The organism is Neoakkermansia glycaniphila, from assembly GCF_001683795.1.
Taxonomy (GTDB): domain Bacteria; phylum Verrucomicrobiota; class Verrucomicrobiia; order Verrucomicrobiales; family Akkermansiaceae; genus Akkermansia; species Akkermansia glycaniphila.
In genome coordinates this window covers 141,287-166,947 of record NZ_LIGX01000041.1, presented here as the reverse complement: position 1 = coordinate 166,947, position 25,661 = coordinate 141,287, and the positions used below count along the sequence as shown (strand labels likewise).

Sequence of the window (25,661 nt, the reverse complement as noted above, 5' to 3'; positions counted from 1 at the left end):
AGATCAAAGGGTGGCAGGTTTCTTCAATTGCTGAAACTCTTCATTGCCCAAAAACTTCGCACGGCGGGCCTGCAGATCGTCCCGGCGCTCCTTCTTGGCTTCCTCGGCGGCATGCAATTCCTCGCGCCTGTCGGCATACGCCCGGCCGATCTTCTCCAGAGCAATGCCGTTTTTTTCCAAATCATCCGTCACAGGAAAATTCTTCACCGTACGCACCAGAGGCTCGCCGTACACTTCGTTCCTTTCGCGGGGCGAAGCGGAGGCAATCTCCTCGGACATCTCCCGGAGCTTATCCGTCAGCACGGAAGCCTGCTTCCGCAGCGTATCCACATGATCGACAGCCTTCTGCATCTCGCCGATCTGCGCCACGATCCTCGCATTGTCCTTCTTGAGCTGCTGCACTTCCCGCTCGTCGCTGCCGGCGGGATCGCATGAAGCCAAAAAGGCCACGGTGCCAAGGCACCCCAAAGAAGCCTTGAGGAGAGAATTCATTTTCACGGGAGCTATCATGAACAAAACGTCCGGAGAGGTCAAGCATCATTTGCATTTCTCTCCGCTTCCCGCACCTCCTGAGTGAGTTTCATCGCACAGAAATTCGGGCCGCACATCGAACAGAAATGCGCCTTCTTCGCCCCTGCATGCGGCAGGGTCAAATCATGAAATGCGCGTGCGCGGTGCGGATCGAGAGACAGATTGAACTGATCCTCCCAGCGGAACTCGAACCGAGCCTTCGACAAGGCATTGTCGCGCACCTGCGCGCCGGGATGCCCCTTCGCGATATCCGCCGCATGCGCCGCCAGCTTGTAAGTCACCACGCCCTCGCGCACATCCTCCCTGTCCGGCAGGCCGAGATGCTCCTTACGCGTCACATAGCACAGCATCGCACAGCCCTCCTGCGCGATGATCGCACCGCCCACCGCACCTGTAATATGGTCGTAGCCGGGAGCAATATCGCTCACCAGCGGCCCCAGCGTATAAAAAGGAGCCTCGAAACACCACTCAAGCTGCTTGCTCATATTCTCGCGGATCAAATGAAGCGGCACGTGGCCGGGGCCTTCGTTCATAATCTGCACCCCGCGATCCCAGGCTCGCTTCGTCAAATCCCCCTGAATCTCCAGCTCCGCAAGCTGCGAAAAATCGTTCGCATCCGCCACAGAACCGGGCCTCAGGCCGTCGCCGATGGAAATGCCCACATCGTAAGCCGCCAGCAGCTCGCAAATCTCGTCCCAATGGTCGTACAGGAAATTCTCCCTGCCATGGATCATGCTCCACTTCGCCATAATCGAACCGCCGCGCGACACGATACCCGTCATGCGGCGCGCCGTATGCGGCACGAAACGCTGCAGAAGAGCGGCGTGAACCGTCACATAATCCACCCCCTGCTCCGCCTGCTCGATCAGCGTATCGCGGAAAATCTCCCACGAAAGATGCTCCACCATGCCACCCACCTTCTCCAGACTCTGGTAAATCGGCACCGTACCGATCGGTGCCGGAGAATTGCGGAGAATCCACTCGCGCGTGCGGTGGATATTCTTCCCCGTCGAAAGATCCATCACCGTATCCGCACCCCAGTGAAGCCCCCAGCGAAGCTTCTCCACCTCCTCCTCAATACTCGAACCCAGCGCGGAATTGCCGATATTCGCATTGATCTTCACCAGGAAATTGCGCCCGATAATCATCGGCTCGCACTCGGGATGATTGATATTCGCCGGAATCAGCGCACGCCCGGAAGCAATCTCCTCGCGCACGAACTCGGGCGTAAAGAACGCAGGCATCCGCCCGCCCTTCCACGACTCGCCCACATGCTGGTAATCCAGCCTCGCGCGCTGCGTCAGCGAACGAGTCGAAAAACCGGGCTCCTTCTCCAGATCGGACGGCCTGCCCATCCCCGTACCGAGGTAATCAAGCACCTCTTGAGCCTCCTGCGGGCGTGACTTCTCCGAAGGGAAACGGTCGTACACCGCCTTGAAAGCCTGCTCGCGCCCCAGATTCTCGCGAATCGCCACATACTCCATCTCCGGCGTAATGATACCCTGCCGCGCATAATGCCGCTGCGTCACCGGCTTACCGCCCTTCCCTCGCAATGCCTTCCCCGTCAAACCGTCGTACACCTCCACATCGCCGCGCTCGGCAATCCACGGCTCGCGCAACTTCGGCAGCCCCTTCTCCACATCGCCGCTGAACGACTCATCGCCCCAGGGGCCGGACACATCGTAAACCCTCACAGGCTCGTTCCGCTCCTTCGTACCGTCCGGGAAAAGGGAATCCTCCAGAACCACTTCGCGCATAGCCACCTTCACGGAAGGATGCAACGTACCGTTCACATAAATACGGCGCGAACCGGGATATTTCAAATCATCGGTATTCATCATGTCTGTGCGTACTCTACTTGATCGACCATACAAGGGAAAGCTTATTCAAGCGGGAGCGTGTCAGCAGCTCGCACACCGCCTCCGCATTTCCGGCAGAACGGAATGCGGGAGCAAACGGGCAGAAATCTCCACCACCCCACAGCCCGGAACCATACGGAATGAACGTCATGCCACGGCACTCCCCCGCCTCGTCACCTCTGCGAATCCCGGCGCGCCGAAAGCACTTGATGATTGACTGCATGCAATGCCATCGCTAAACTGGCACCGTGCTTCTGGATAGAATATTCAAATGCTTCAAGAAAATCAGCTCCCTGTTCTCATGGACCCCTGGAGACATCGGCTTTACTCCATCCGCCGACCCATCCCCGAACACCAAATGGAAAAGAATCGCAGACCTCTATTTGGACAACATGAGCTACCAACGCATGTTTGATGGAAAAATCCATCAGAATGCCATCTACATACGCAAAGCAAATTCCGAGGAATGCTGGTACACCGGAATCTCCAACTTGGAAAAAAGCGGAGAATCCAGCAGACCCTTCCGCATGAAAAATTCGGGATACAAAGTATCTTTCGGATACGAATTCAATGAATTGATCGAATCGCTACTGGAAACATACGCACCTCAACCGCCCACCTCGAAGGACATCCTTGACACACCGCCTGAGCCGGATTACCCTTGAGCCATGCCCCTTGCCCGCACCCTGCTTCCGACTCTCGCCCTCCTCCTCTCCGGATGCTGGGGCGACCCCCACTACGAATCCTGCAACATGCTGGAAAAAAAGCCGCTGCCCGAAGACATCGTCGGCACATGGAACTCGTCGAAAGACTCCTTCAAAACCTCATGGTGCCCGCCATCCCTGAAAAACCAGCTGCAAACGCACCCGATGCAGCTCACCTTCAGCAAAGACGGCACCTTCCTCTACCGTAATTACTCCACGGAAAAAAGCTACTCCCCCGACACATGGAGCAAACTGGAAGACATACGAGGCACATGGGCAATCTACACATCCATCCCCGGCAGCGGAAGCACCTCATACGGCGTCAACCTGAACTTCCGCAAAAACGGAACGAACGAAACCGTCTCGGCCTCATTCTACGGCAAACGCCCCAACTGCCTCATCTTCACCCACGGAGACCCCGACAGCGGAGAAGCCTACTTTCTCGACAAAACGAAATAAGCCGAACAGCGGAAGCGCACTGCGCCGCAAGGCATTCATGACTTGACCTCCGCTCAGGATCGGGTACAATATCCGCGCTGTGTCTCCTCTGCTATACAAGATCGCGAAAAAGTGCCTTTTCCAACTGAATCCCGAAACCGCCCACACGATCACCCTCGCCGGGCTCCGCATGGCCGAACGCCTGCGCATCCTCGGCCTCATCGCCGGAACGCCTGAAAACGACCCGGTCGAACTCTGGGGCCTCAAATTCCCGAACCGCGTCGGCCTCGCCGCCGGCATGGACAAGGAAGCCGACACCATCGACGCCTTCGGCCGCCTCGGCTTCGGCTTCGTCGAAGTAGGCACCCTCACCCCCCGCCCGCAGCCTGGCAACCCCAAGCCCCGCCTCTTCCGCCTCATCCCGCAGGAAGGCATCATCAATCGCATGGGCTTCAACAACCACGGCATCGATGAAGGCGTCTGCAACATCGAAAAACAATCCACCTTCAAAGGCATCGTCGGCGTCAACATCGGCAAAAACAAAGTCACGCCGAACGACGAAGCCAACCACGACTACCTCTCCTGCCTCCGCGCCGCATGGCCCGTGGCGGACTACATCGCCGTCAACTTCTCCTCACCGAACACCCCCGGCCTCCGCGAACTCCAGAAGGCGGACAGCGCCGCGCGGCTCCTCGCCGTCCTCAAAGCCGAACAATCCAACCTCGTCAGCGACACCGGCAAAAAAGTTCCCCTCCTCATGAAAGTCGCGCCCGACATGGAGATCGACCAGATCAGGGAACTCAGCCGCGTCTTCCTCGACGGCGGCCTCGACGGACTCATCGCCACCAACACCACCCTCGGCCGCGGCGGCGTCGAGAGGCACCCGCGCCACCAGGAAGCTGGCGGCCTCTCCGGCAAACCTCTCACCAAACGCTCCACCGAAATCATCCAGGCATTCGCCGCAGAACTCGGAGGCCGCATCCCCATCATCGGCGTGGGCGGCATCATGACCGGAGACGATGCAGTCAAAAAACTCCGCGCCGGAGCCAGCCTCGTCCAGCTCTACACCGGATTCATCTACAAAGGCCCGAACCTCATCGGCGACTGCGTCCGCGCCATGCGCGAACAATCCCCCGCAGCGAAGGGAGGCGAAGCGTGAGCTTCGTCCACCTCCACACCCACACGGAATTCTCCCTGCTCGACGGCGCCATCCGCACGGACGAGCTCATCAAAAAGTGCGCCGAACTCGGCATGGACTCCGTCGCCATGACCGACCACGGCAACGTCTACGGCATTGTCGAAATGGTCGTCAATGTCAACAAGCACAACAAAAAAATCAAAGGCTACAACAAAGAGCACCCCGACTCTCCCAAGCCCCTCTTCAAAGCCATCCTCGGCTGCGAAGTCTACATGGCGCCCACTGCCCTCAACATCAGGAAACACCTGCCGGGCCGCCGCAAATACACCCACCTCACCCTCCTCGCCGAAAACGAAACCGGGTGGTTCAACCTCATCAAACTCGTCTCGCGCTCCCATCTCGAAGGCTTCTACTACAAACCCCGCGTAGACATCGACACCCTGCGCGAATACCACGAAGGCATCATCTGCCTCTCCGGCTGCCTCGCAGGCCCCATCAACGAATGGCTCCTCGTCGACCAGCCCGAAAAAGCCCGCGACACCCTCCTTGAGCTCAAAACCGTCTTCGGAGACGGCAACTTCTTTGTCGAAATACAGGACCACGGCCTCGACGAACAGAAAAAAGTCCTTCCCGAACTCATCCGCCTCGCCAAAGAGACGGACACACCCCTCGTCGCCAGCAACGACGTCCACTTCCTCACCCGGGCCGACCACGACATGCACGATGCCCTCATCTGCATCGGCACCAACGAAAAAATCGCCAACCCCAACCGCATGCGGTACTCCTCGGAAGTATACCTCAAATCCCCCGAGGAAATGAGAGCCATCTTCAAGGACCATCCCGAAGCATGCGACAACACCGTCAAAATCGCCGAACGCTGCAACGTCACCCTCAAACTCGACTCCACCAGCACGGAAAAATACCCCGAATTCGACACCCCGGACGGCTCCACCCGCGAAGAATACCTCCGTAAAATCTGCTACGAAGGCCTCGCCGAACGCTACGGGCAAGACCGCGCCGACAACGACCAGGAACTCCGCGCCCGCCTCGACTACGAACTCGGCATCATCAACCAGCTCAAATTCCCCTCCTACTTCCTCATCACCGCCGACTTCATCAACTGGGCCAAAGACCACGGCATCCCCGTCGGCCCCGGCCGCGGCTCCGCTGCAGGCTCCCTCGTCGCCTACGTGATGAAAATCACCGACATCTGCCCCCTCCGCTTCGGCCTCATCTTCGAACGATTCCTCAACCCGGAACGTGTCAGCCCTCCCGACATCGACATCGACTTCTGCCAGACCCGACGCCCCGAAGTCATCGAATACGTCCGTCAGAAATACGGCGAACGCGCCGTCTCCCACATCATCACCTACGGAACCCTCGGTGCGAAATCCGTCCTGCGCGACGTCGCCCGCGTCATGGACCTCTCCTACGGCGACGGCGACAAAATCGCCAAACTCATCGAAACCGGCCCCGGAGTCACCCTCAAAAAAAGCTACGAGCAAAACGAAGACCTCCGCAACCTCATCGCCGGCAGCGAAACATACACCCAGCTCTGGGACTACGCCACGCGCCTCGAAGGCCTCGTCCGCAACGTCGGCGTCCATGCCGCAGGCATCGTCATCGGCGACCGCCCGCTCGACGAACACGCCGCACTCACGCGCGACGACCTCTCGAACCCGCACGGCGCCGTCGTCGCCCAATGCGACATGTCCGCCATCACCGAAGTCGGCCTCTTGAAAATGGACTTCCTCGGCCTCAAAACCCTCACCGTCATGAGGGATGCCGAAGAATACATCCGCTGGAACGACCCGGAATTCGACATCACCCGCGTCCCCCTCGACGACAAGCCCACCCTCTCCCTCCTCAACCGGGGCGACACCATGGGCGTCTTCCAGCTCGAATCCGGAGGCATGGTCGACACCTGCCGACGCTACGGCATCCAGAAAATCGAAGACATCATCGACCTCCTCGCCCTCTACCGCCCGGGCGCCATGCAGTTCATCGACGAAATGATCCAGGTCAAAAAAGGCCTTCAGGAAGTCCACTACGAACACCCCCTCCTCGAACAGGTCAGCGGCGAAACCTACGGTGTCATGATCTACCAGGAACAGGTTCAAAGTGCCGCCAAACTCCTCGCAGGCTACACCCTCGGCGGAGCCGACCTTCTCCGCCGCGCCATGGGTAAAAAAGACCCGGAAAAAATGGCGCACGAACGCGCCAACTTCATCAAAGGCTGCGCCGAAACCAACCAGATCGACGAAAAACTGGCCGGAGCCATCTTCGACAAAATCGAAAAATTCGCCGGATACGGCTTCAACAAATCCCACTCCGCCTGCTACGGCCACATCTCCTACTGGACCGCCTACCTCAAGGCCAACCACCCCGTCGAATTCCTCTGCGGCCTCATGTCCAACGAAGCCAACAACGACAAAATCGGCATCTTCATTCAGGAAGCCAACCGCATGGGCATCGAAGTCCTCCAGCCCTGCGTCAACCACTCCGACGTCAAATTCAAACCCGAACAGCTGCCGAACGGCCGCTGGGCCGTCCGCTTCGGCCTGGCCTCCATCAAAAGCATGAGCGACGTCACCGTCCGGGTCATCACCGAAGAACGCAAAAAAAACGGCCCCTTCCAATCGCTGGACGACTTCTGCTACCGCATCGACTCGCGCGACGTACGCCGCAACCAGCTCGAAAGCCTCGTCCGCGCCGGAGCCTTCGACTGGACCCACCAGCCCCGGGCCGTCGTCTTCAACAACATCGAAACCGCCATCAACGGCGCATCCAGCATCCACAAGGACCGCGAAGTCGGCCAGGCCTCCCTCTTCGACATGATGGAAGCCACCTCCCTGCCCGAACCCGTCAAGGCCGTGCCCGAATGGGACAAGGAAGAAAAGCTCAACCTCGAAAAAGACCTCACCGGAGCCTACTTCAGCGGCCACCCGCTCGACAGCATGCGAGGCATCATCGACAACCCGAAATTCATCCAGATCGGCACCCTCGACGACACCCCCATCGTCGAACTCAAAGGCCCGCAGGACATGGCCGGCATGATCCGCCTCGTCACCGTCAAACTCTCCAAAAGCGGCCAGAAATTCGCCATCCTCACCCTCGAAGACTTCACCGGAAGCGCCGAAGCCCTCCTCTGGGGCGATGCCTTCGCCAAAGCTCAGGAACAGGAAGGACTCCTCGCCGTCGGCAACTTTATCAGATACCGCGCGCGCATCTCGGAAGACGACCGCACAGGCACCAAAAAAATATCCATCAACAGCATGGAATCCCTCAGCACCGCCTCCAAAAGGAAAAAGGCGGCCAATGCTCCGTATGAAATCGTCCTCTCCACCACGCGGCACGACGAAGCGGACCTGCAAAACGTCAAAGACATCATCCTGAAACACGCGGGCAAAACCCCCGTCATCCTCACCTTCCGCAACAGCCTCGGCAACCGCGCCAGCATCGAACTCGGAGACCGCTACCGCGTCACCCCGTCACCGGCTCTCGCCGAAGCCCTCTCCATGTACGCCTAACCCTCGTCACGGGCATCCCTCACCGCGCATAATAGCGGAAAAAACCGCCCACGCGGCACCATGCATGCGCCTTCAGGGCCTGCTCCAGCGCGGCGGACGTACCGGGCATCTTCGGCCAAAGCCCCGCCTCGCGCAACCCGGCCTTCGCCACCTCCACGGCCTTCCACTCCCGCATCTGCGACATCACCGCGCTGAAAGCCATCAGCACCCAGACGATCGCCAAAGCAGCCACAGCCGCCGAAACGGGAATACGGCCCAAAACGCAAAGAACCGTCAAAACCAGAAAACTCAGAAACGGCACAATCGCCGCACGCAGCAGCGCATTCTCCCGCACCTTGTGCCCCTCGGGATCAGCCTCCGCCATGCAGGCAAGCGCCCATGTATGTGCCACACCGGCTACGGAACCGATCGTAATTTCATGGCTCCACCGCTTCGGAAAGGCTACCCCGCCGTCTTTCAGAACGCAGGGCATGAAAGAAGTCTTCACCTCGCGACTGCGGCGGTCGAACCCGTCCAGCCGGGCAATCAACCCCTCGGGAGCCGGAAACGAAGGAAGCACGCGGCCCTTGACGGCTCTCAGGGGGAACACTCCCTTGCCATACCGCAACGAGGCCAACACGAAAAAGACGATTGCCGTCACGAACAGTGCCAACTTCCACAACACGCGCCTAGACTGCCAGACTTGCGCCGCTCCGTCAACAGGACAGCGTGTCCTACTCGCGGGCTGCCCGCGCACGGTTTAGTGCTCCATCAGATCGCTGAACAAAACCTGCACGGTATTGAGAGGCAGGGTGAACAGCTCCTTGCGGCCGCTGATCCTCCCGTAAAAATACCCGTTCTTGCCGCTCAGTACGGATGACGGCGCCAGCTCGATGGTATAGCTCTCCTTCCTCTTGGGCAGATTGCCCATGGCGGCATCGCGCAAGGCACGGTCTACATCCTCATCCGATGCATCCTGAGGGCCGCCCCGCTTCTCTGCATCAATCACGACCATATCCGGCGCTTCCTCGATTTCGAGATCCAGCGTAATGCGGCACAGCGGAGTTTCCAAAGCCTTGAGTGCTTCTTCATCCTCGGAATCGAGCCACATCCTGACATTCATCTCCTGCAGGGTTTTCAGGTAGAAACTGGCGCGATGGGGATTCAGCTTGGCGGACACATCCTCGCCGTCCTTCGTAGCCTTCCACGATTCGTCCAGATAATCGTACGTCGTATCAAGCGTCTCCATCCGGGCTTCGCCCGAACGCGGCAGTTTGGAAATACCGAGATGCTTCACCTGATAGGTCAGGAAGGAAAGCAGCTTCTTGTGCTCCCATACCAGAGGATCGCTGGAAAAAGCCCCCATGGCCTTGCTGCTCATTTCATACACGCTGGGCTTGCCCAGCTCCTTGCCGTACCACACGCCGGTATTGCCATGCTTCATGCGGCGGAACACATAGGTTCTCACGGCCTTATCCTTGACCAGCGGAACATCGCGACCGAACAGCCTTGCCCGCTCCGTACAGGGCCGCATCGCCACCATCAGCGTATATGCAGGCGCATTGAGGCCGAAGCGCGCCGCATCCGTCGAAGAATCGCCGGACTCGCTCAGGGGATCCGTGGCAAATCCCGCCACCGGCAAGTGCGAAAGCGCCGCCAGCAGCTCCGACACCTGCGCCATATCCGCATCGCGGAACGGCTTGCGATCTGCACTGTAAAGCCATTTCGCCTCCACGCGGCCCAACTCTTCGCCGGGAATGTACTGCAGCAGAAGCGGATACCGCATCCCCTCCTTGGACAGGGACATCCTGACCACATTGTCCGGCACAATATCCGTAAAGCTGCGCGAACGCAATTCGGAAAGAGTGAGCGGCAAATCGCGCATGCCTACCCGGTCCACCTTCACCTCACCCTTCTCTTCATGGGTCGTGGATTTCAGCGGAATCTGGAAAACGGCGTCGCGATCGGACACAGTCGCCAGCCCGTGGGTCACATGGCTGTTCGCCTCCGTCGCTTCCGGCAGGAAAAGGGACAGGGTCACGGGAGCCTCCTTGCCTCGGAATGCCAGCGTCACCTTCGTCGCACGATCCTTCGCTTCCCGGGGAATCGGCATATCCTGCGGCTCCGAAATCTTGTCAGCACTCAGCTTCTGCAAATCGACGATCAGCTTCATCACGGCAGCTTCGTCGGCCGCCAGACTAAGAGGAGAAAGAATGCGCCACTTATTGCCGGTGGAATCCAACCCCACAACCAGCTTGCGGCCATCCTGCTCAATCGTAATTTCCTTGACGTTCTTCTCATGGAACAAAAGCGGCCTATGGTCGCGCACATGGGCCATGCCGCTTTGGAACACGCGGAGAATCTCACCCAGCGTCACCACATGAATACGCTTATCCCTCCCATAAAACGGCGTACGCAGATACACCGTCTCGCCGGGCAACATCTGCTTGCTCTGGGCGTCTTCCGTCATCACATACCACGGTACGCGTGAACCCAGCGTAAAACGGGCGCGCGTCGTCGCTCGGCCATCCTCCTTATCCTGCGATTTCAGCGTAAAATGGAGCGGGCTGGATTCCACGCCGAACTCGCGCATACTGCCACGCACGATATTATTCAGCGGCAGGGAATCCACAATCTTCGCATTCTCGGAAAACATCACGATCGCCTGCGCCATGGCGGGATCCATGCGGTCATAATAGGGCTTCGTCACCCACCATGTGCCGTTCGGCTTCTTCTCGCATTCCACCATATCGTCCGCATCCTGAATACGCATCCAGGACACGGTATCGAACACCTCCTTGCCTCCCGGAAACAGATTGTCGCCTGGCCGCAAATGGCTCCACCCCGTCAGGCGGGACAGATTGCCGTCGATGGAAAGCAGCACCGCCGCCGTCACGAAAAAGGCGGCCAGCAGAGAAAGAAAAATGGTGCGTACGATTCTCATGATCCCGAAACAATCAGTGGCGGCGCGTATTCCAGATAATCAGCGCGATAATCAGCGCGCCCCACGGCATCGCGATCAGCGTCAGGAACTCGAGAAAACTCATCGACTTACTATCCAGATTGATCTTCAGCGTCATATCATGGTTCGATGTCTTTCCGGAAAACTCCTCGCGATCCGTCATCCAGGCCAGCATCGTGCGGATGAAATCCATCTGCTCATGCTTGATCTTGTCAGGAGCCATCATCTCCGTATTGCCGAACACCACCATGCGCGCATTCTCGCTGGACTTGCCCATCGACACGGCAGCGGCCAGGCACAGCGGCCCCTTGTTATCCTCCAGCACATCGAAACGCGGAGCCAGATCGGGATTCGTCTCCCCGTAATACGCCTCCGACGCCATCATCAGCGGATACGACTGCAGCGACTTCATCCCCGCCATCATCTCGCTGGCATGTTCCAGCTTCAGCGACATACTCTGCCCTTCCACGTGCGTACCCGTATCCCAGAACGGACGCATGCACATCAGCGAGTCGGACGGAAACTCGGCATCGATATCGAAATACGCACGGGCACGGTCGGCCAGAAGCACGCGGTCATACTGCGGGCGGATTCCCTGCTCGCGCAGGAACCTGCTCAGGCGCTCCAGCTTCGCGGCCTGCGGATCCAGCACCACGAACAAGGCAGCCGGCACGGCGGAATCATCCTTCACCTCGGTCGGCATCGCCTCGCCGGGAGCCAGCTTCTTCACCGGAGAATGATCCTGCCAATACTTGCGCAGAATCGCAATCTCGCGGTCTTCAAGATCGTACTTCGGCCCGATCAGCAGCACACCGGCGGCATCGTCCGGCACCGCATCCACCTTCTTCAGGTCGAGCGACTCCATCGAAAGATTCAGGGAATTGCAAATGCGGCCCAGCGACATGATGGGCGAATTATCATCCTGCGCCACACCGCCCAGGCCCACCACCACATACAGCTTGCGGGCGGAACCTTCCAGGGCCCCGATCATCTGCGACGTCACGATCTCCTCCATCATCAGTGCCACGGCGCGCTTCGTCCGGCCGTCGGCGGAAGTCTCGTACTTCACGAACGCATCGCCGGGGCAAACGCGCGTAAAACGGCGCTCCGAATTATCGTCCTCGAACGTCTTCAGAGGAGCCGACGTATTCGGCCTCGCATCGATAATCACCTGATTCTGCCTGTAATCCACCCCATACAGCTGGGAAATCTCGCGGGCGCGGTTCGGCTGGCGGAGCGGATCGAAACACTCGATCTCCACCTTGCCGTTGCCATAGCGCCTGTACTCCTCCAGCAGGGCATACATGCGATTGTAATTCTGTGTCGAACGCAGGAAAGCGAAAATAACCTTCACCGGCTCCTTGCGATCCTGCACCAGCTTCGACTGCAGCACATTCACCGTCTGCTCGGAAATCGTGAACCTCTGATCCTCCGTCAGATCGCGGCGGTAATACTCGCTGCAGCCGATATAGTTCGCCGCCAGCACCACCAGCGCCAGCAGCACAAGATTCAGCCATGCCAGCGGATTGCGGTGCGCCTTGCGGGCCACGTCAGCCGTCCCGGAGCCGGATTCCGCCGGACTCTCTTCGCCTGTTTGATTGACTTGATCGTTCATCGAAAAAAGAAATGAAGGTTGGGGAAAAAACTCATCGGCGCCAGCGGCGGTAATCCACAATGCGCACCGTCAATGCCAGAGTCAGCACCGTCAAGGTCAGGTACAGCACCACCGGGCGCGTATCCACCAGCCCGTTCGTAAACGCATCAAGCTGCTCCTTGCAGGACATGTAATGGAAAATCGACGCCGCCGGAAACTCGCCCCACAGCATCGGCACCAAACCGAGGAAGAAATAGCTGATCAGCACGCCGATCGTCACAATCCCCGCAATAATCTGGCTCCTCGTCAGCGACGAACACAAAATCCCCAGAGAGATGAACCACGCGCCCAGCAGGAACAGAATCAGGTACGTACCCATCCAATCGGCCATCCTGTATTCCAGCGTCGCACTCGGCAGATAGCCGTACTGAAACTCCGTCAGCGCATTCGCCAGCCCGGACATCCAGGGATACAGCATCAGCGGCACCCACAGCACCATGTAAAACACCAGCGCGGAAGCGAACTTGCCCAGCACCACCTGCCCCGTCGTCACCGGAGCCGTCAGCAGCGTCTCCAACGTACCCATACGCTCCTCCTCGGCAAACGTCCGCATCGTAATCAGCGGGAAAATGAACAGAAAATAAAACCAGAACACCGGCAGCGACATCATGATGAACATCAGACCGTCACGCTGCGGCGCATCCTTCACGATCTTCAGCGCGGCATTCAGGGAAAACCCCTGAAGCCCCATCACGCAGGCCAGAATCACCCAGCCGAACGGAGTCATCAAATACGACCTCAGCTCCTTGCCGAAAATCGTCAGACATGAAGAAGCATACCTCCCGGTGCGGGAAACCAGCCTGCCAAGGCACCGGCATGCGGCGCATGCGGACTTCTTCGGAGAAACGGAAACTTGTTCGGAATCGGACATAAGCTTAAACAATCAATCCTTACGGGTCATTTCGACAAACACATCTTCAAGAGTCGGCATATGGCGGTACACATGGCGCAGCGCGAACCCATGCTTCGCGATAATCGCAGCGGCATGCTCGCGCGTATCCGTACCGGCCTCGGCGCGCACCACCAGCGTATGCCAGCCCTCCGGGGAAGTCCCCTCGTGCATCACCTTCTTCACCAGCTCCAAAGCCTCGATATCGGTCACCACCGGCTCCAGATCGCCCTTGAACTCGATGGAAATGCGCCCGGCTGCACGCAGGCCGCGAGTCAGATTCGACGGCGTATCGGAAGCCTTGATCTGCCCCTGGTCGATAATCACCACCTTATTGCACACCATCTCCACCTCGCTCAAAATATGGGTCGAAAGAATCACCGTATGGTCGGCGGCCAGCTCGCGAATCAGCTCGCGGATCTGGCGAATCTGGTTCGGATCAAGCCCATTCGTCGGTTCATCGAGAATCAGCAGATCGGGGCGGCCCAGCAGCGCATCGGCAAGCCCTACGCGCTGGCGGTAGCCCTTCGACAGCGTGCGAATCATCCTCCGCTTCATCACATCCAGCCCGCACCGCTCGATCGACTCCCCGACCGCCTTCCTCACATCGGAACCGTGAATCCCCTTCAACCGCGCACGGAATGCCAGATACTCCGTCACCCGCATATCGTCATAAAGCGGCACATTCTCGGGCATATACCCCATATGGCGGCGAGCCTCCAGCGAATGGTCGAGAATATCGAACCCGGCAATCGAAGCCGTCCCGCCGCTCGGCGGCAAATAGCCCGTCAGCATCTTCATCGTCGTCGTCTTCCCCGCGCCGTTCGGCCCCAGAAAACCGACGATCTCCCCCTTGCAAATCGTAAAGGAAGCATCGCGCACCGCGTGAACGCGCCCAAAGGATTTCGACAAATGCTCGGCTACAACCATCTCGCTCATGACCGGAAACGATACTAACGTATATCTCCCGTTGCATCAAGACGAAAATCGAACGCCCCGCACAAAGCCGCCGGGACTTCCGGCTTGCACCAGCCGCAGAGTTCGGATAAGCTCGCGCCATGCCCGGCAGCCTCCAGACACTCATCGAGCAGAAACGCAGCTTCATCCCCGCAGACACGGATGCCTACCGCATCAGCGACGGCGACACCTGGCGCGGCATCTTCATCGATGCCCTCGGCGACCGCCTCCTCATCTCCACCCGCGACCGGGCCATCCCCGCAGACCTCCTCGCCCAGCTCCGCAGCCTGCAAACGCCCACCTACCATAAACAGCTCGACAAAGACAACAAACAGCCCCCCGCCCACCTCTGCGGCCCCGAAGCCCCCCTGCAATACACCATCCGGGAAAACGGCATCCTCTACCGCATCGACATGGCCGCCGGCTACTCCCAGGGCCTCTTCCTCGACCAGCGGGAAAACCGCCGCCGCGTCCTCAAACGCAGCCGCTCCGGCCAGAAAATCCTCAACACCTTCGCCTACACCGGAGCCTTCTCCGTCTGCGCCGCCCTCGGAGGAGCGGAAACAACCACCCTCGACCTCGCCCAGCCCTGCCTCGAATGGGCACGGGAAAACTTCCTACTCAACGGCCTCGACCTCGCCCACCACCACTACTGCAAAGGAGACACTCTCCACTGGCTCGACCGCTTCGCCAAACAGGAACGCCGATTCAACGGCATCATCCTCGACCCCCCCACCTTCTCGCGAGATGCCAAAGGCCGCATCTGGCGCGTCGAAACCGGCTACGTAGACCTCGCCCGCAAAGCCGCCGCCTGCCTCGCCCCCGGCGGCTGGCTCCTCTGCACCACCAACTGCCGCAAACTCGGCCACGAAGACTTCCGCTCCATCCTCCGGCAAGCCCTCCCCGGCGCACGGCTCGTCTCCTATCCCATGCCGCCCGAATACACCGGTGAAGACTACCTCAAATGCATCTGGGCGGAAACCGCCGCCATCCCGCTGTGACCCTTCTGTTACACACTTCGACCTTGCCACGCCCCCCTTCTGCATGCTACATTGAACCCGAACAGCACACACCATGCGAACCACCTCCATCATCACCGCCCTCCTCCTTCTGGCAGGCGTCCTTCAGGCAGCCCCCTACGGCCTTGATTTCGGCATGAAACAAACAGCCGTCGCAAAAAAACTCAAAAACAGCGGCGAACTGGAACGCAACCCCGCCCACAAAGGCAAAAAAATCGATGGAGCCTTCATCACCAAGGAACAAATCGCCAAACAGCCCTTCACCCTCCACTTCACCTTCAAAAAGAAAACCCTCGACACCATCAAATGGGTAGGAGAACGCGCCTTTGGAGATGACGAATACGACGAAAAACTCAAAGCCTACTACGTCGCCACCACCCAGGCGATGGAAAGCAAACACAACGTCCGCCCCCAAAACACCCCTCCATGGAAAAAAGCTTCCGAAATCAAAAAAGGACAGGAAGCCCCCATGCACTCCTACATGCTCAAAGACGGCATGCTCACCGTCGGCGTCGAACGCTCGGCTGACGACGGCAAATTCCACGTCATCTACACCCTCCAGAAAGTCACCCACGGAGGCATGGGCATCGCAGGCATCACCACCGGAGGATCGCTTGACGACTGGAAAAACATCAAAACCATCGACACCGTCGACGGCGCATCGGATGAAGGCGACGACGAATTCATCTTCGACGACGAAGACGGAGGCGACGACACCGCCATTGCAGACACCGGAGACACGGACGGCAAAACTCCCGGCAAAAAACCTGCCCCCGCCGAAGACGAACGCGACACCATCACCGAAGCCCTCGTCGCCAAAGGCATCGGACTCTGCTTCGAAAAAGACCGCAACTCTCAGAAAACCGCCTTCGACAACTTCCAGCAGGCAGCCGAACGCGGCAACGGCCCTTCATCCGCACGCGCCTACTTCCTCCTTGCCCAATGCTACGAAACGGGCCTTGGCACACGCAAAAGCAACGACGACGCCCGGAAAATGAATGAAAAAGCCGCCCAGCTCGGCTTTGCCCCCTCCCTCGTCAAATACGGCAGCGAATACAGAACCGCCACCTCCGCCCTCCGCATCTCGGCGGACGACAGCCGCAAACTCATCGAAACCTGCCGCAACGAAGCCGCCGCAGGCTCCGCCTCCGCACAATTCAACATGGGCATCCTCCACCGCTACGGCTACGGCGTCCGCAAAGACCTCGACAAAGCCCGCGCCTACTTCGAACAGGCCGCAGCCCAAGGCGACAAATTCGCCTCCATCGAACTCAAAAAAATGGACGAATAACTCTCCATACCGGTCTAATCATTTCCAAACCTCAAAAGGCTTGTTCCCCGCATGGAACAAGCCTTTTTTATCCGTATAAAAGAAAATCGGATACATGGTAGCACATCGCCTACCCAACAGATTCTCTCATCTATTCCATGAACACACCCAACCGCGCAATGCAACCACACACGACCACATAAGAATCTTGCACAATTGATTCCAAACACAAAAATGCCCCGCACCGGGGCGGGGCATAAATCGGAACAAGCCTTGCGGCAAACTTACTTCACCGGACCGGACAAATTGGCCTTCACGTTGACAGGAACATTCAACTGCTCCGAACCTTGCCACAATGACACGACCACATTCATCTTCTCGGGTTTCGCATCGAAAGTATAGTTATACGTGCCAACGGACGTGCTTCCCATATTCGACGTCATCGTCATATGCTTATCAGCCTGCAGCTTCTTTCCGTCAAGCGACGTAAACTCCATATCCGCCACGAAATCCTTCCCGGTCACCTCAATCGTCACATCGGTCTTTCCCTTATTGTTGTTCGAGGGTTCGACCTTTTTGATCTCCACCTTATACCCGGACACATTGCCCTTGGCTCCCTTCCTGACTTCAAACAAGGCAGCCGGCTGCTTGACCTTACCCTTCACCATTGTCACAGGCACATCGCCCACGAGCTGCAGCACGCCATCCGGCGTCAGCGAAGTCGTCGAAGCGGAGCAGACCATTTTCTTGCCATCTTCGGATACTTTGGAAAAGAACATCTTGATACCCGCATCTTCAAGAGCCTTGCCTGCGCCGTCATTGCAAGGCAAAACGACATCCCGGGATGTATTGCTCTTGAGAAAAACCTTCCCTTCCGGCGCCGTGAATTGCAGCACCATCACGGAACCTTTCTCGACCTTCTGGTATTGCTCCGTATCGTCATCGACAAAATCGGCCTGAACACCGATCACTTCCACCTTCACGGGCAAATCGGCAGCAAAGGACATCATGGGAGCGGCTGCCAGAAGCGCCGCCAAAAACAGGGACTTACGCATAGTTATCTCTTGTTGGGTTGATCGGAAGCCCGCATCCGGCACGGCAACAAACCACACCCTGAAACGACTCCATGCCGCCATTATACACAACAGGAAACCGCTGGCAAGAAAAACAAACGCACCCTCCACACACAAACAAACATCCCGCAGGAGCAACCCTGCGGGATGAAACGATACCTGCGAGCAGGTGCGGTTAGAACGATGCGCTCACGCCAAGATTCACGTTGTGATCGACGGCATCCTTGCGAAGCTCGACGGCATAACCGGCAAACACGCTCCAGGTCGGGTTGATGATCAGGCGCGTATCATATTCGATCCTCGCAGCGTTGCGAGCCATATCCACACCCCGGGCAGTCCATGAATAACCGTCCTCCGTCAGGCGCGTCGCCGTCGCCGAAGGATTCTTGCGGTACACATCGGGCAGATAGGCGGCACGCAGATTATGGATCCAGACCTTGCCGTCCGAAAAGCCGTACTGCTTGCTGATGCCCATTCCCACGGGGAGAGCAAGATTGCGAAGCTTCCCTTCGCCGAAGCGGCGGGGGCGGTCTCCCGTCTCGGTAAACGACTTCTGGGTCACATCATCGTACTCGGCGCCGACAAAGGCGGAGTACGTCCAGTTATTGCCGAGGTCGTGCAGCCATTCGGCATTCAGCGTCAGCCGCACGGCATTGTTATGCCACTTGCCGCCGGACTGCATTCCATCACTATAGTACGTATGGAGCCTGTTGCTCGTCACGCCATAAGAGGCGGAACCCGTCACATCAAGCACGTTCTTCTTGTCGAACTCCTTCATCCAGCCGCCGTAGAGCATGCCGATGGTACTCGTCTGGTCGATGCTTGCAATGAAGCTCCGGCTCTTGCTGGTACCGTACAGGCTGCCGAAGGCTACGCCGAGCACACAATTGCTCTCGTCGAAACGGCGGTCCGCACCCACGGCATACCCGTACCCGTGGTAATCGAACCCGTCGCGATTGCCGGAACTGCGGTGCATATCGAAATCGCCCAGCCCCTGCCCCCAGTAATTCCAGGCATGGTCGAGGTTGTAGCGCTGCAGTCCCACCTGTCCGAGAGCGGCGGAGCTCATCGACTGCATATTGGAACGCGTATTCCACATCGAATTCATCGCCATATCTCCGGCCAGTTCAGGCAGAATCTCGCGAATCTCCGGATTGGAAGGCTTGCCGGGAGTGCCCGGTTCCGTGCCGCCACCGGGGTTTTCCGGTTGTTCAGGCTGGGAAGGTTCTTCGGGATTTTCCGGTTCCTCAGGTTCTTCCGGCTCCTCAGGTTCCGTCGCCACGGGTGTCCAGACCACGTACAGCTCCTTCGTCCCGTCGGCATTCGTCACCCATTCCTCGCTCCATGTACCCTGATAGCCGTGCACATCGTCCACCGTATTGCTCTCGTACTTGTGGGACATCACGCTATCGAAATCCCCCGTCGTCGTCCCATCGGGATTCACGAAATTGAGGGCAAGGAACTTCTGTGTCTCGCGCCACAGGGGATTCATGTAATAATCGAGCGTCAGATTATCCAAAACACCCAGCATGCCGCCCAGCAGCGACGACACGGCGTGTACCTGCAAACCGGATGTGTGAGGATTGCCCGCACCGGGAGCTGCATTGATGAACGGATTGAAATCGAATGTGAAACCACGGCTGAAATCAGCCGTCGAAGCAGTCACCCGGGAACCGGAATCGGCCCGAAGAATCGCATCCTTCCATGAATTGTTCGTATTGAAAGAGAAAGCGGATGCAAGAAGCCCGCCGCTGCCGGTCATTTGCAGAACGCCCTTCTTCAATTCATACGCTCCTGCGCCAATCGTATCGGGCGCCGCCGTAGAAGCCGCACCGACAATGGCACCATCGCGAATCTCCAAAACGCCGTTATGCTGCACCAGCCTTGTTTTATCGTTCGCCGTGGAAACGCGATCGGCCTGATTGCCGTTGATGAAATCCTCACCGGAGAACACCACGCTGCCGCTATATTCGGTCGTACCGTCCGTACGGTTGATATTGAAATTCGTAGGCGACACCTGCTTGAATTCGACAGGATCGTAGAACAGAATGGAAGCGGCCTCTCCCGAGAGAGCATTGACCGCACCCGATGCCCGAAGATCATACTCATACACCGAATTCGACCCATTTCCTCCCTTGAACGTAATCGCGTTGGCGCGGCCGCTACCTGCCACGGCATCGTAATCGACCTTATTGCCCCGGAAAACCACGGCCATGGTCTGCGCAACCATATTGAACAACCCGTTGGTTGCTCCATGATAAATGGCGCCGCCCTCGGAAGTCAGCCCGGCTGCAACCGTATTATTCAAAAAGCTGCAATCCACCAGCGACACATTGCCTGCAGCAGCAGACGTGAAAATGGCGCCGCCGCCGTTCGTCCCGGCGCCCTCGACCATATTACCGGAGAACAGGCATCGCGTCAGCGTCATGTAATTGCCATACGTACGCCATCCGTTATGATACACAGCGCCGCCCTGGGCATAATCGTGCTGCATGGCATCAGCATCGGCTAGAGCCCGAACCAGATTGCCTTCGAAAACGGTATCGGAAACAATCAGCTTGCCGTCGTTGAAGATGGCGCCCCCCATTGCATTCGTATTGGAATGTGATGCCGCAATCGCCGCGTTACGGGTAAAACGGCTGCCGCCCGAAATCTCGACCGTCGAATCGGCATTGTTGATCAATGCGCCACCTTCGGCATTCGTGAATTGGAGGTCCGTGGACGTACGTTTGATATTGATGAAATTATCCTCGAAAATACAACCGGAAAAGGTCGAACGCGCCATATACACGAGAGCCGCCGTATTGGACGTTCCGTTGAAATAGGCTCCACCGCTGCCGGCCAGAATGCTGGAACTCTCCCCCGCCAGATGGTTGCCAATAAAAGAACAATTCGTAAACGAAGAAACCGAACCGTCTCCCGTATAGACCGCACCGCCCTTCATCTGGCTCGTCGCACTGGCGAAATTGTTCTGGAAAATGCAATCGCTTACGTTCAGGCTGCCGAAATTGGCAATCGGGCGGGCAATGGCAAAAGAATGAACATCGTGATTATGATCATCCGAACCGAGCACATTTCCGTTGCCATGAATCGTCAAAGACTGCCCTGTATTCACAAACAGGCCCGAAGTGGCCGGAACATTGGAATCGATATTGGGATCCAGAGCAGTAGACGTATTTTCGGGAGTCACAATAGTTTGAGTGAAGACAAAGTCTCTCTCGCCGGCATCCCACTGGGCCTTGAAGTCGTCCCAACTGGATACGCTGACGGACTGCGCCCAAGCAGGCGCAGATACGGCAAGCAGCGCTTGCAAGATGCGGTAAGGTAATTTCAATCTCATTTATTTATCGTATTGATTCTGTACTGAAGCCACTGCAAATTGCAAAACATACAATATTGATAGCAGCTGCGCGGAGATATAATTACAATCAAACAACAAAGCAAGAAAATTCGAAAAATTATTTCGACATCTTCGTAATTTGTTTATATTCTTATATTTAATAAAATATAACGCAACAATCACATAGACAAAGAAATATACATAATAATATCATTATGAGAATTTTGAGAAAAATACAACTATCATCGCATTGTTATTCAGTATTTTATAAACATTCTAAAAAACAAAATGCAGCATCAGCCATATTCGTTCGACTCCGAGACACGCCGATTCGACATGAACTTCCGCAGAGCATCCAGCCAAAGAACCCGTCCGCCTACTCTTTGGCACAACCCAAAAATTGCACCCGTTCCCGCACCTGCCCATCACCATACCAAGGAGGCACAAAAAAAGCAGCATTACTGCTGCCTATAAAAGTTTGGTGCGCACGAGAGGACTCGAACCTCCACGATGTTACTCACTGGAACCTGAAACCAGCGCGTCTACCAATTCCGCCACGTGCGCACGTCATTGGGATGGGCGTATTGAACCACAACCACCGCCCGCCCGCAAGAAAAAAAAATGAACCAAGTGTCATTAAAATCTGAAAACGGGAAATTTCCTTGCCATTCGACACCTCCCGCCGTAGTCTCAAGCCATGCAGAAACAATTGAGAATACCGCTCGATACCCTCCCGGAAGAAGGAATGCACATCTCCGGAGAAGTGGACGGTGAAATTTTCGGCATCGACTCGGAAGAAATCTCCTCAATCGGCCCTCTTTCCTACGATCTCGACGTCGAACGCTTCGAAACCGAACTCTTCCTTCGCGGCAGCATCTCCGCTCCCTTCCGGTTCCGCTGTGCCCGATGCCTACAAAACTTCGAACACACCATCGCGCTGGACGACATCGCCGTCTCCATCGAAATCGGCGACCGAGCGGAAGTGGATGCCACCGACGAACTCCGCGAAGAAATCGTACTGGAACTCCCGAACTACCCGAAATGCGAACTGGCGGGCCTCTCATGTCAAATAAATCTCGAAAATAATGATTTTGGACTGGACAAACACCCCGAACATGGTGTAGAAAGTTCCGCCCACGGTGGCAGCAGTGTCTGGGATGCCCTTGACGACCTCGGCAAAAAATAGGCTTCCCTCCCCCGCAATCGCACAGTTCACACACCTTTAACTCAAATACACGATTATGGCAGCTCCCAAGCGCAGAACATCCAAGATGAAGCAACGCACGCGTCTCGCCGCTCAGGCATGGCGTGCACCCAAACTCCGCCAGTGCCCGAAGTGCGGCAGCAGCGTCCCCGGCCACACGGCCTGCCCGACCTGCAAGACCTACACCACCCGCAGCGGCGCCGAAGTCATCATCGAAGTCGAAGCCTGATCCGGCTTCCAGCGATTCTTTCAAAAACCGTCCCGCCTGCTGTGCGAGACGGTTTTTCGCATTGACTTCATTCCATATTCCCGCATACTTGGCGCATCCAAACATGAAACTTGCTCTCGACGCCATGGGCGGCGACTTCGCCCCAGCCATCAACCTTGAGGGAGCCCAGCTGGCACTCTCCGCCTTTCCCGACGTCAAAAAAATCTACCTCGTCGGAGATGAAACCACACTGCAAAAAGGGTGCGACGGCATCGGCCTCGCCTCCCCCCGCATCGAAATCGTCCATGCACCCGAAGTCGTCGGCATGGAAGAATCCGGCCTGATGGCCGTGCGCCAGAAAAAGAACTCCTCCATGTCCCTCGCCGTGGATCTCGTCAAAAACGGCACATGCGATGCTGTCCTCAGCGCGGGCAACACCGGAGCGGCCGTCGCCGCCTCCACCATCAAACTCCGCCTTCTCGAAGGAGTTGAACGCGCGGGCATCGTCACCCAGCTACCGAACGAATACGGCGTCTGCAACGTCACCGACACCGGGGCGAACCCGGATGCCAAACCCACCCACCTCGTCGGCTACGCCATCATGGCCTCCATCATGGCACGGCAAATCTTCGGCAAACCCAACCCCAAGGTCGGCCTCATGAGCAACGGCACGGAAGAAGGCAAAGGCAACGAATTCACCAAAGACACCCTCAAACTCATGCGCCGCCTCGAAGCGGCCGGCAAACTCCCCTTCGACTTCGTCGGCAACGTCGAAGGCCACGACCTCTTCGAACACGAACTCGACGTCGTCCTTACGGACGGCTTCACCGGCAACGTCCTGCTCAAAACCTGCGAAGCCACAGCCAAAGCCTTCGGCAAATGGCTCAAGGCGGAAATCAAGGCATCCCCCGTCCGCATGGCAGGAGCACTCATGATGAAAGGCGCCTTCAACGCCATGAAACTCCGCCTTGATGCGAACCAGACCGGAGGCAGCCCCCTGCTCGGCGTCAACGGCGTATCCATCATCGCCCACGGCAGCGCCAACAGCACCGCCATCTTCAACGCCATCCGCATCGCCAACGAAATGCACCGCAACGGCATCAACCCGCGCATCATCGAAGCCATGCAGAAACTCGGCGACATCAGCGCAGCCTGATTCACACCGCTGAACAAACCTCATACTCACGCCGCCTCCGCATCAAAGCTGGGGCGGCGTTCTTCTTGCACCCTCCGGCCCGCCGCCGAAACAGGCAAAATCCTCACTCCTCATACGCCGGAGACAGCCCGGCCACGCAAACGACCGGAAAAACGGAAAGGAGGACAAACCGCCGCCCTACTCCACATCATCCCCGCCGTGGAAACTATTCGTCTCCTCATGGACGTAAAGCACCTCTGCCTTCGTCTGATGATCCGAATACACCACCGTATTCCCACCCATGGCGGCAGCCTGCACGCGGATATGCCGCTGCAGCTCCTCATCCTCCATATTCATACGGGCATTCCTGTCCACATGGAACGAACCGACCACCGTACTGGGTTCCGTCGGCCGGGCGGAAATCACATAAACATCCTGCTCCTCCACCTGATGCTGGGGAACGGCAAAACGGGGAACCGGCTTCCACACCTCCGACACGGGCCGTTGAACCTGGCACGACGCGGACAGAGCTGCCAGCCCCAGAACACAGACGATATCGAACAACCCCTTCATCGCAAAAAAACTTGCTAATACTCTACCGGAGGCACGAACACGCACTGGAAAATCTCCCTGCCTTCCCTCCACAAATGGACGATGATATGATCCGGACACCGGTTCACGGCATACGCATCGTGATCTTCCGGCGGACGGGGCGAAAAACGTTGAACCCGATGAACCGACAGCACATGCTCTCTCAGGATGCTGACCAGAGAATGATTGCTCATGCGCACCATGCGATCGTAATCGCTCGTCGGCAAAGTGACTGATGGAATATTCTTCTGCTGCACGCGCGAGAATATAACCTATCCTCTACTTCTGTCAATGCCTTTTCTGAAAAAAATGACACGCTCCCTGCGTATTTGAATGCGGCGAAAACTTTCGCCAACAAAAATTGAACAAAACAACCGTAACAAGACTCAAACACTGGCATGAATTCCTTATTTGACTCCCTGATACTCGCTTATTACAACACGGGTTACGACTCCTCGCCGAGTTACGGAGCCTACTCGCAGATCGCCTGGTACTGGTGGATCGTCGGCGCATCCGTACTGGCAAGCTGGTTTGTCAGCTACATGCTCAGAAGCCGTTTCGAAAAATATTCCCAGATGGAAATCCCGCTCTCGGGCAAACAGATCGCCGAACGCATGCTTGAAGAAAACGGCATCTACGACGTCACCGTCGAATGCACACCCGGCAGCCTCACGGACCACTACAACCCGAAAGACAAAACCATCAACCTCAGCGAAACCGTCTACGGAGCACACACCGTCGCTGCGGCAGCTGTCGCCGCGCACGAATGCGGTCATGCCGTACAGCATGCCAAGGCCTACCACTGGCTCACCATGCGCTCAGCCCTCGTCCCCATCGTCCAGCTCTCCTCGAACCTCGTGCAATGGGTACTCATGCTCGGCATCATCCTGCTGGCAGCAGGCGGCTCCCCGTGGGTACTCGGCATCGGCGTCGCCCTCTTTGCGCTCACCACCCTCTTCGCCTTCGTCACCCTCCCCGTCGAATTCGATGCATCCCGCCGCGCCCTGGCATGGATACAGGCATCCGGAGTCAGCAACGCCATCCAATACAACCAGGCCAAAAGCGCCCTCTTCTGGGCAGCCATGACCTACGTCGTCGGTGCGCTCTCCTCGCTGGCCATGCTCCTGTACTACGCCATGCGCTTCTTCTCCGCCATGAACGACAGGCGCTAACCCCGCCA

19 protein-coding genes and 1 tRNA gene are annotated in these 25,661 nt (G+C 57.6%); 9 read left to right on the top strand and 11 right to left on the bottom strand.

The features are described from left to right. Positions 1-3: 3 nt before the first annotated feature. Entirely contained in the window at positions 4-492 is a 489-nt protein-coding gene (locus AC781_RS12665; protein ID WP_141675916.1) for a hypothetical protein, read from the bottom strand. Positions 493-530: 38 nt separating this feature from the next. Beyond that, on the bottom strand, positions 531-2,372 hold the full coding sequence (gene thiC, locus AC781_RS12660; RefSeq protein WP_067777825.1) for a phosphomethylpyrimidine synthase ThiC: 1,842 nt from the start codon (positions 2,370-2,372) through the stop codon (positions 531-533). 686 nt (positions 2,373-3,058) lie between these two features. On the opposite strand from thiC, the gene AC781_RS12650 reads away from it, so the two are divergent. The 3 genes from AC781_RS12650 to dnaE all read left to right on the top strand — a co-directional run bounded on the left by AC781_RS12650 (position 3,059) and on the right by dnaE (position 8,200). Then, positions 3,059-3,553, top strand: a complete 495-nt coding sequence (locus AC781_RS12650; protein ID WP_067777823.1) for a hypothetical protein — start codon at positions 3,059-3,061, stop codon at positions 3,551-3,553. A gap of 79 nt (positions 3,554-3,632) precedes the next feature. After that, positions 3,633-4,691 (top strand): quinone-dependent dihydroorotate dehydrogenase, encoded by a 1,059-nt coding sequence (locus tag AC781_RS12645; protein ID WP_067777822.1) that lies wholly within the window; start codon positions 3,633-3,635, stop codon positions 4,689-4,691. After that, a complete protein-coding gene (gene dnaE, locus AC781_RS12640; RefSeq protein WP_083077097.1) occupies positions 4,688-8,200 on the top strand; it encodes a DNA polymerase III subunit alpha in 3,513 nt (1,170 codons plus the stop codon). Before AC781_RS12645 ends, dnaE begins: the two co-directional genes overlap by 4 nt. Before the next feature lie 19 nt (positions 8,201-8,219). On the opposite strand, the gene AC781_RS12635 is transcribed toward dnaE, so the two are convergent. The 5 genes from AC781_RS12635 to AC781_RS12615 form a co-directional block, all read right to left on the bottom strand. Then, positions 8,220-8,864, bottom strand: coding sequence for a hypothetical protein (locus tag AC781_RS12635; RefSeq protein ID WP_067777821.1), 645 nt, complete (start codon positions 8,862-8,864; stop codon positions 8,220-8,222). 75 nt (positions 8,865-8,939) lie between these two features. Further along, positions 8,940-11,123: a DUF4340 domain-containing protein gene (locus AC781_RS12630; protein WP_067777820.1), complete on the bottom strand. Its 2,184-nt coding sequence runs from the start codon at positions 11,121-11,123 to the stop codon at positions 8,940-8,942. A gap of 13 nt (positions 11,124-11,136) precedes the next feature. Continuing rightward, a complete protein-coding gene (locus tag AC781_RS12625) occupies positions 11,137-12,756 on the bottom strand; it encodes a DUF7088 domain-containing protein (protein ID WP_067777819.1) in 1,620 nt (539 codons plus the stop codon). Between the two features lie 31 nt (positions 12,757-12,787). Continuing rightward, positions 12,788-13,666: an ABC transporter permease gene (locus AC781_RS12620; RefSeq protein WP_083077095.1), complete on the bottom strand. Its 879-nt coding sequence runs from the start codon at positions 13,664-13,666 to the stop codon at positions 12,788-12,790. Between the two features lie 12 nt (positions 13,667-13,678). Further along, the gene (locus AC781_RS12615) at positions 13,679-14,623 is read right to left on the bottom strand and encodes an ABC transporter ATP-binding protein (protein ID WP_245741024.1); all 945 of its coding nucleotides are present in this window, start codon (positions 14,621-14,623) and stop codon (positions 13,679-13,681) included. A 119-nt stretch (positions 14,624-14,742) separates the two neighbouring features. Between AC781_RS12615 and AC781_RS12610 the strand changes: the two genes are divergently transcribed. Both AC781_RS12610 and AC781_RS12605 read left to right on the top strand, forming a co-directional pair. Then, entirely contained in the window at positions 14,743-15,642 is a 900-nt protein-coding gene (locus AC781_RS12610; RefSeq protein WP_067777818.1) for a class I SAM-dependent rRNA methyltransferase, read from the top strand. 73 nt (positions 15,643-15,715) lie between these two features. Next, positions 15,716-16,951, top strand: coding sequence for a tetratricopeptide repeat protein (locus AC781_RS12605; RefSeq protein WP_067777817.1), 1,236 nt, complete (start codon positions 15,716-15,718; stop codon positions 16,949-16,951). A 263-nt stretch (positions 16,952-17,214) separates the two neighbouring features. Here AC781_RS12605 and AC781_RS12600 read toward each other — a convergent pair whose 3' ends face one another. The 3 genes from AC781_RS12600 to AC781_RS12590 all read right to left on the bottom strand — a co-directional run bounded on the left by AC781_RS12600 (position 17,215) and on the right by AC781_RS12590 (position 21,907). Beyond that, positions 17,215-17,985: a hypothetical protein gene (locus AC781_RS12600; RefSeq protein WP_067777816.1), complete on the bottom strand. Its 771-nt coding sequence runs from the start codon at positions 17,983-17,985 to the stop codon at positions 17,215-17,217. A 193-nt stretch (positions 17,986-18,178) separates the two neighbouring features. Further along, entirely contained in the window at positions 18,179-21,343 is a 3,165-nt protein-coding gene (locus AC781_RS12595) for an autotransporter domain-containing protein (RefSeq protein WP_067777815.1), read from the bottom strand. A gap of 479 nt (positions 21,344-21,822) precedes the next feature. Continuing rightward, positions 21,823-21,907 (bottom strand) — tRNA-Leu (locus AC781_RS12590). Positions 21,908-22,040: 133 nt separating this feature from the next. On the opposite strand from AC781_RS12590, the gene AC781_RS12585 reads away from it, so the two are divergent. The 3 genes from AC781_RS12585 (at position 22,041) to plsX (ending at position 23,911) form a co-directional block, all read left to right on the top strand. Next, positions 22,041-22,529, top strand: a complete 489-nt coding sequence (locus tag AC781_RS12585; RefSeq protein WP_067777814.1) for a YceD family protein — start codon at positions 22,041-22,043, stop codon at positions 22,527-22,529. Positions 22,530-22,584: 55 nt separating this feature from the next. Beyond that, the gene (gene rpmF, locus AC781_RS12580; protein ID WP_067777813.1) at positions 22,585-22,776 is read left to right on the top strand and encodes a 50S ribosomal protein L32; all 192 of its coding nucleotides are present in this window, start codon (positions 22,585-22,587) and stop codon (positions 22,774-22,776) included. Positions 22,777-22,879: 103 nt separating this feature from the next. Continuing rightward, complete coding sequence (plsX, locus tag AC781_RS12575; protein WP_067777812.1) at positions 22,880-23,911, top strand: phosphate acyltransferase PlsX; 1,032 nt, start codon at positions 22,880-22,882, stop codon at positions 23,909-23,911. 177 nt (positions 23,912-24,088) lie between these two features. Here the strand turns inward: plsX and AC781_RS12570 are convergent, their stop codons facing one another. After that, the gene (locus AC781_RS12570) at positions 24,089-24,463 is read right to left on the bottom strand and encodes a hypothetical protein (RefSeq protein WP_067777811.1); all 375 of its coding nucleotides are present in this window, start codon (positions 24,461-24,463) and stop codon (positions 24,089-24,091) included. 416 nt (positions 24,464-24,879) lie between these two features. Here AC781_RS12570 and AC781_RS12560 point away from each other — a divergent pair, with 416 nt between their 5' ends. Continuing rightward, positions 24,880-25,653: a zinc metallopeptidase gene (locus AC781_RS12560; protein ID WP_083077093.1), complete on the top strand. Its 774-nt coding sequence runs from the start codon at positions 24,880-24,882 to the stop codon at positions 25,651-25,653. The last annotated feature ends 8 nt before the right edge of the window (positions 25,654-25,661 follow it).